At 35.7% G+C, this 5,253-nt stretch carries 9 protein-coding genes; 5 read left to right on the forward strand and 4 right to left on the reverse strand.

From position 1 onward, the window contains the following. Positions 1-50: 50 nt before the first annotated feature. Positions 51-467, reverse strand: coding sequence for a DNA polymerase (locus tag ACIR131C_RS0101905; protein WP_028088849.1), 417 nt, complete (start codon positions 465-467; stop codon positions 51-53). A gap of 525 nt (positions 468-992) precedes the next feature. On the opposite strand from ACIR131C_RS0101905, the gene ACIR131C_RS0101910 reads away from it, so the two are divergent. The 5 genes from ACIR131C_RS0101910 (at position 993) to ACIR131C_RS0101930 (ending at position 2,784) form a co-directional block, all read left to right on the forward strand. Further along, on the forward strand, positions 993-1,256 hold the full coding sequence (locus ACIR131C_RS0101910; protein WP_028088850.1) for a hypothetical protein: 264 nt from the start codon (positions 993-995) through the stop codon (positions 1,254-1,256). 139 nt (positions 1,257-1,395) lie between these two features. Beyond that, positions 1,396-1,653: a hypothetical protein gene (locus ACIR131C_RS0101915; RefSeq protein ID WP_028083324.1), complete on the forward strand. Its 258-nt coding sequence runs from the start codon at positions 1,396-1,398 to the stop codon at positions 1,651-1,653. A gap of 118 nt (positions 1,654-1,771) precedes the next feature. Then, positions 1,772-2,080 carry a DUF3181 family protein gene (locus ACIR131C_RS0101920; protein WP_028088851.1) on the forward strand — a complete coding sequence of 103 codons (309 nt, stop codon included), beginning with the start codon at positions 1,772-1,774 and terminating at the stop codon, positions 2,078-2,080. 63 nt (positions 2,081-2,143) lie between these two features. Then, entirely contained in the window at positions 2,144-2,362 is a 219-nt protein-coding gene (locus ACIR131C_RS0101925; protein WP_028083322.1) for a hypothetical protein, read from the forward strand. A gap of 86 nt (positions 2,363-2,448) precedes the next feature. Continuing rightward, positions 2,449-2,784, forward strand: coding sequence for a XisI protein (locus tag ACIR131C_RS0101930; RefSeq protein ID WP_028083321.1), 336 nt, complete (start codon positions 2,449-2,451; stop codon positions 2,782-2,784). Positions 2,785-2,858: 74 nt separating this feature from the next. Here the strand turns inward: ACIR131C_RS0101930 and ACIR131C_RS0101935 are convergent, their stop codons facing one another. The 3 genes from ACIR131C_RS0101935 to ACIR131C_RS26510 all read right to left on the reverse strand — a co-directional run. Then, positions 2,859-3,320 carry an ABA4-like family protein gene (locus ACIR131C_RS0101935; protein ID WP_028088852.1) on the reverse strand — a complete coding sequence of 154 codons (462 nt, stop codon included), beginning with the start codon at positions 3,318-3,320 and terminating at the stop codon, positions 2,859-2,861. A 9-nt stretch (positions 3,321-3,329) separates the two neighbouring features. Beyond that, complete coding sequence (gene cobW, locus ACIR131C_RS0101940) at positions 3,330-4,382, reverse strand: cobalamin biosynthesis protein CobW (protein WP_028088853.1); 1,053 nt, start codon at positions 4,380-4,382, stop codon at positions 3,330-3,332. Positions 4,383-4,503: 121 nt separating this feature from the next. Beyond that, on the reverse strand, positions 4,504-5,253 hold a 750-nt coding region (locus ACIR131C_RS26510; RefSeq protein ID WP_231395372.1), incomplete at its 5' end, for a pentapeptide repeat-containing protein.

Raw genomic sequence — 5,253 nt, forward strand, 5'->3', positions numbered from 1 at the left:
CGTTACTTATGTCGTTTTTTTCCGTTCACCTACTTAAACTACATTTATTTTTACTCAAAAACATATTTTTCTGCTACTTTCCAATACCGAGAAAACCGCTTTAAATCAATATATCCATCATATTCAAAAAACGGTTCTACAGCAAAAACTTCCAATTTTGCAGACTTTTCAATTTGATCACAAATATCACTAAACAGGGGACTGGGGCTATCTGTAGTCACCACATGATTAGTATTATGTTCTTGAGCAAAAGCTAAAACTTCTGCTGCTACATTCCCCCTGCGAATTTCTACAGGTAATTCTAGCAAACATTCGTAAATAAACGTGAGGCGTTTTAATCCAATATGCCATTTAGCAATTAAAGCATCATCCCAAACCCAAAGGGCTGGGGCTTGGGGATATTCTTGAAGTGCGGGGTTGTAGGGACTCAGACAGTCTCCATTTACCCAAACAATTGGTTTAGTCATCATCTACGCTTATCTATGTCAATAAAAAAATATATACCTATCTTAAATCATAATGGTGAAGCTCGATCATGTTCAAAAAGCTCAAATCCTTTAAATGCCTGTAGAATAAGCATTCTAGCTTGTCACTTAACCCGTGAATTGCGTTGTCAATAAATTTTTGCTCATTTTTACCAAATCGTAACTATAGATACACACAATTATAACAAGCGTGGCTAACATGATAAAAATATTTGCTCAAAATATTTGATTAACAGGAAACATCAATAATCAAAAAACCATTGTTCTTGTTCATCTTTCCCCTTTAATAAATACCAGCTAACAGGAGTTTACCTTCTTAAATAATTTACTTGACAAAATAATCTTTACTGCCTGAAACATCAGGCTCAATAACATTTAATCACAATTTGGTATAACTGAGAATTTAAATAGGGAATCAAAAACACTTTTGTGACAATTTCCCAAACTATTGAATATCCGCAGTTAACCTCCTGGTGATATTTCAGCTAAACAATCAAGGAGTTAATCATGGTTCGACAAATGTGCTGGTTATCTAAGTCTAACGGTGATGATGAAAAGATTTTGTACTTGCAAACTGCATCTGGACAACCTTGGCGGCCTTATACATCTTTTCCGCAATTTTCAGTTCCAGATCATCGCGTTCCTCGCGGTTCTAAGGGTTGGGCTACTTATCAAAAACTCTTAAAAGCAGGTTGGACATTAGTACCTAGCGCTAGAGGCAGTGAATTTGGCGAAAGTTTTTATACAGAGTCAACAGTGCAAATTTCATAACCCATCCTACTATCATCTCTAGATTTTTCGCGCCTTTGCCTCCTGGAGGGAAATAAATTCATCAGTTAAACCCCTAAGACCTTACAATGGATAAGGTGTGTTAACTGCTGTCAAGAACATTTAGAGAACATTTATATTTATGCCCCCTCGTTGGCCTCGCAAACCAGACCGCAAAGATCCAGAGTTTCGTAAACTAGATGATCGCATGAATTTCGCTGTTCATGTCGGTATTTGTGCAACTGTGACTTCGGGATTGTGGTTTTTCCACATTTTGAAAAATACTCCCTGGGAATGGCTACCAGGGTTAACAATTGGTTGGATAGGAGTATTACTACTGCATCTAATTTACATTGGTGCGATCGCTAATTACGATCAAACTCCACCAAAATCTACCTAAAGAATGAAAATTAAGCTAGGGTATTCTCACCTGTGGTAGTAGCTCAAGTCTAGCTACTTGAGTAATAATGTGAAATAAGCTAAGATATACCAATGTTACTAACAATGAGATTGTATTTATGGCTCAAATCAATACCACAGAATTACTAGAAACCCTAGCCGCAGAAATTGGTGAAAGTGTTTATATAGATATTGCTAAATGGCATCTTTATTTATCCGATGCCAAATTGCATACTATTGTGGCTGAAAAGTTGTATCCTTTAATTACTTCTAATGAAGTTACTGAAGATAGAGTAATTGAAGTTTTAGAATCTATTCCTGTAAAAATTGGTGGTGGGAGAAGGGAACTACCTTTAGTTGATTTATTACCATTACAATCTCAAGTTACCTTAGTGGATATCTTAGAAAAATATCAACGGGAAATATAATCTTTACTTTCTTACCATTCCCATTGGCAGATTTACACATTTGAATAATGGAGGTTGATCAAAATGTTTTTACAAATCAAAGATAGCCGCGATTTGGTGAAAATAGTTGATGTCCAAGAACTATTTGACCCCACTATTAAAATCGTCCATGCCCAAGATCAAGAAGGACAAGAAGAACAGGAAACAGATATTTATAAAAAGGAAGAATTAATATTTCCCTCTGGGGAAAAATTACCACGTTGTTGGTTAGATGCCCATTATAGAGAGGCTTGCTTAACTTGATTTTAAGGCGTTGCTGAAACCAGGTATGAATTTAGGTGTAGAGACGTTCCATGGAACGTCTCTACAATCTTTACCGGAGATGTCTAATGGATAGACTAAATGAATATCAACAAATTATCCAGGAAGTATTAACTGAATATGCAGCAATTCCTTATTACCACAGAGAATTGCAAACAGAATTAATTATTGGTAAAAACGATAAAGATTATTTATTAATAACTTCTGGTTGGGAAAAAAGTGTGAGAGTTCATGCTTGTATTGTCCATATACAAATTATTAATAGTAAAATTTGGATTCAAAGGGATGGAACAGAAGATGGAATTGCTAACGATTTAGTTAATGCTGGTATTCCTAAAGATCAAATTGTTTTAGGTTTTCATCCCTTGGAAATTCGTCCTTATACAGAATATGCTGTGAGTTAAAAACAAAAATAGATCCGCGACTTCTCTAAGCAGTCGCGGATCTAAATAAATTCATTGTCCAGTAGTCAACTTAACTAAACCCCTACTTTTTCTTCTTCTGTTACACCCTCAGCACCTTGAGAAAAGGCTTTAGAAATCCAATAGGTGAAAATATGAGAAAGTACACCTAAAGGACCTGCAAATAAACATAAAGCTATCGAGTGAATTGTCCAAATGCCGGTTTTTTGTCCTTGCCAATAAATCCATCTTCCCACAAATAAATCCATGACTAAAAAATGAATCCAACCTGTAGCAGCAGCAGTTTCATTACTAAAAAACTTGGCTATATCTGCTAATTGAGGATTTGATAAAGCAGCAGCATTTTCTGGGGTAATGCTAGTGACAAATAAATACAAATACCCAGCAGCTAAAACCACAAAAGGTAGATAAGATTCCATGACCTTGCGGGTGACATTCCAATTAGGTAAAAGAATCATCAAAGCCCAAAAAGGCAAAACAAAAACATTCGCAACATTAAACAAATCTGTGATATTCATATTACAAAATTACAAAGTTACTAATTGAGATTCTATTGCTGAAGATTGTAAATTACGACCGATAAAAACTAAACTGGTTTGTTTTGCTTCTTCTAGTTTCCAAGGACGATCATAAAATTTATCAAATCTATTCCCTACACCTTGCATAACTAACCGCATGGGTTTATTAGCAACAGCTACAAATCCTTTAATACGGTAAATTTCTTGTTCCTGTGCTAGTTTTTCTAATCTTGCTTGTAGCTTTTCCGGGTCAAAAGTCCGGTTTAAAATCAGGTGAGTTGAGTTAATTTCATCATCATGATCATGGTCTTCTTCCGTGTCGTGGTGACTAGGACGATTATCTAAATTATCTTCAACTGCGGCTGCAAATCCTAATAAGATAGATGGGTCTAATTTACCATAATCACTAGCGACAATTTTCACCACTCTCGGCAATTCTTTCTTGACCAATTCTAGAACTTCTGCTTGAGTTTCACTATCAACTAAATCAGTTTTATTCAAAATCACTAAATCAGCACAAGCAAGTTGATCTTCAAACAATTCTTGTAATGGTGTTTCATGTTCTAGACTATCATCTTCTTGTCTTTGGGCGGCTATAGCATCTAAATCACTAGCAAAAGTTCCCGCAGCAACCGCAGCACAATCTACTACTGTAATTACTGCATCTACTGTAGCAGCATTGCGGATTTCTTGCCAACGAAAGGCTTTAATTAAAGGTTTTGGTAAAGCTAAACCAGAGGTTTCAATGATAATATAATCAATACTATCGCGGCGTTTAATTAATTCCCGCATAGTCGGGTAAAATTCCTCTTGCACGGTGCAGCATAAACAGCCGTTTGTCAGTTCAAATATGTTAGTATTTTCTGGAGTTTCTTGTACTTCATCTTCCGGGCAAATTTGACAAGATTTTAATAATTCTCCATCTATTCCCAGTTCACCAAATTCGTTAACTAATACTGCTATGCGTCGTCCTTGGTTGTTTTGGAGTAAGTGACGGATAATGCTGGTTTTACCGCTTCCTAAGAAGCCTGTGATCACGGTAACGGGGATTTTTGTAGCCATGTTTTGTGTGTGGTTTTGTTATTTGATTTTACACTATTTCCGTTGTGATGGAAGAATATAGAGTAAATGAACCACGAAGGGACGAAGTACACGAAGGAAGAAAGGAAGAAGGAAGGAAGTTTTAAGAATATCCAATTTCTATCATTTTGAAAAATTCCTGCACTACTTCATCAGGATTGTTATAACATCTTTCAGCATCAAATCTTTCTACTACTTTAATACCGTTTTTCTTGAAAATGCGTTCTCTTTCTTGTTCTTCTACTCTGCGTTCTGCGAGGTGAAAGGGTCCATCAACTTCTAAAACTCCCCATTTACCGTTATAACAAATGAGAAAATCAGCTTCTTTATTTTCTCTACCTTTGGGTGTTGTAAGTCGTGTTAAGCAATTGGGTACAAATAAAACTCCAGTGATGTCCAATGCTTCAGCAATTTTTATTTCTGCTTTTGACGTAAAGTGTAGTCTTTCCCAAGTGTGAATTGTTGAGTCTGAACGAAATTGAACTTCTTGGTTATTAGAAGTATTATCATTTTCGAGAGTTTTGCTGATAATTAAATCTGTATTTTCTATAATCTTTTTATATAAACTGGCAAATTCTCCAGGTGCAAAGTTACCATTTATGGGTCGTCTTTCTTTTTTCTCTTTTTTATACACATTATCAAAATCTAAATATTCATAATCAAGATATACATATTCACAAATTACTTCCTCTAGGTTTGTTTCACTATTAGTATGCCAATCTTTTATATGAGAACCTGTTAAAGTTGCATTGTAAAAATTTGTATCAATTACTTGGGATCTTTCTAAATCAGCCTCACTCAGGTCAGCCTCACTCAGGTCAGCCTCACTCAGGTCAGCCCCACTCAGGTCAGC

Source organism: Dolichospermum circinale AWQC131C (assembly GCF_000426905.1).
GTDB classification, from domain to species: domain Bacteria; phylum Cyanobacteriota; class Cyanobacteriia; order Cyanobacteriales; family Nostocaceae; genus Dolichospermum; species Dolichospermum circinale.

Coding starts and splice junctions, on each gene's coding strand:
- ACIR131C_RS0101905 (WP_028088849.1), bottom strand. CDS start 467: ATGACTAAACCAATTGTTTGGGTAAATGGAGACTGTCTGAGTCCCTAC.
- ACIR131C_RS0101910 (WP_028088850.1), top strand. CDS start 993: ATGGTTCGACAAATGTGCTGGTTATCTAAGTCTAACGGTGATGATGAA.
- ACIR131C_RS0101915 (WP_028083324.1), top strand. CDS start 1,396: ATGCCCCCTCGTTGGCCTCGCAAACCAGACCGCAAAGATCCAGAGTTT.
- ACIR131C_RS0101920 (WP_028088851.1), top strand. CDS start 1,772: ATGGCTCAAATCAATACCACAGAATTACTAGAAACCCTAGCCGCAGAA.
- ACIR131C_RS0101925 (WP_028083322.1), top strand. CDS start 2,144: ATGTTTTTACAAATCAAAGATAGCCGCGATTTGGTGAAAATAGTTGAT.
- ACIR131C_RS0101930 (WP_028083321.1), top strand. CDS start 2,449: ATGGATAGACTAAATGAATATCAACAAATTATCCAGGAAGTATTAACT.
- ACIR131C_RS0101935 (WP_028088852.1), bottom strand. CDS start 3,320: ATGAATATCACAGATTTGTTTAATGTTGCGAATGTTTTTGTTTTGCCT.
- cobW (WP_028088853.1), bottom strand. CDS start 4,382: ATGGCTACAAAAATCCCCGTTACCGTGATCACAGGCTTCTTAGGAAGC.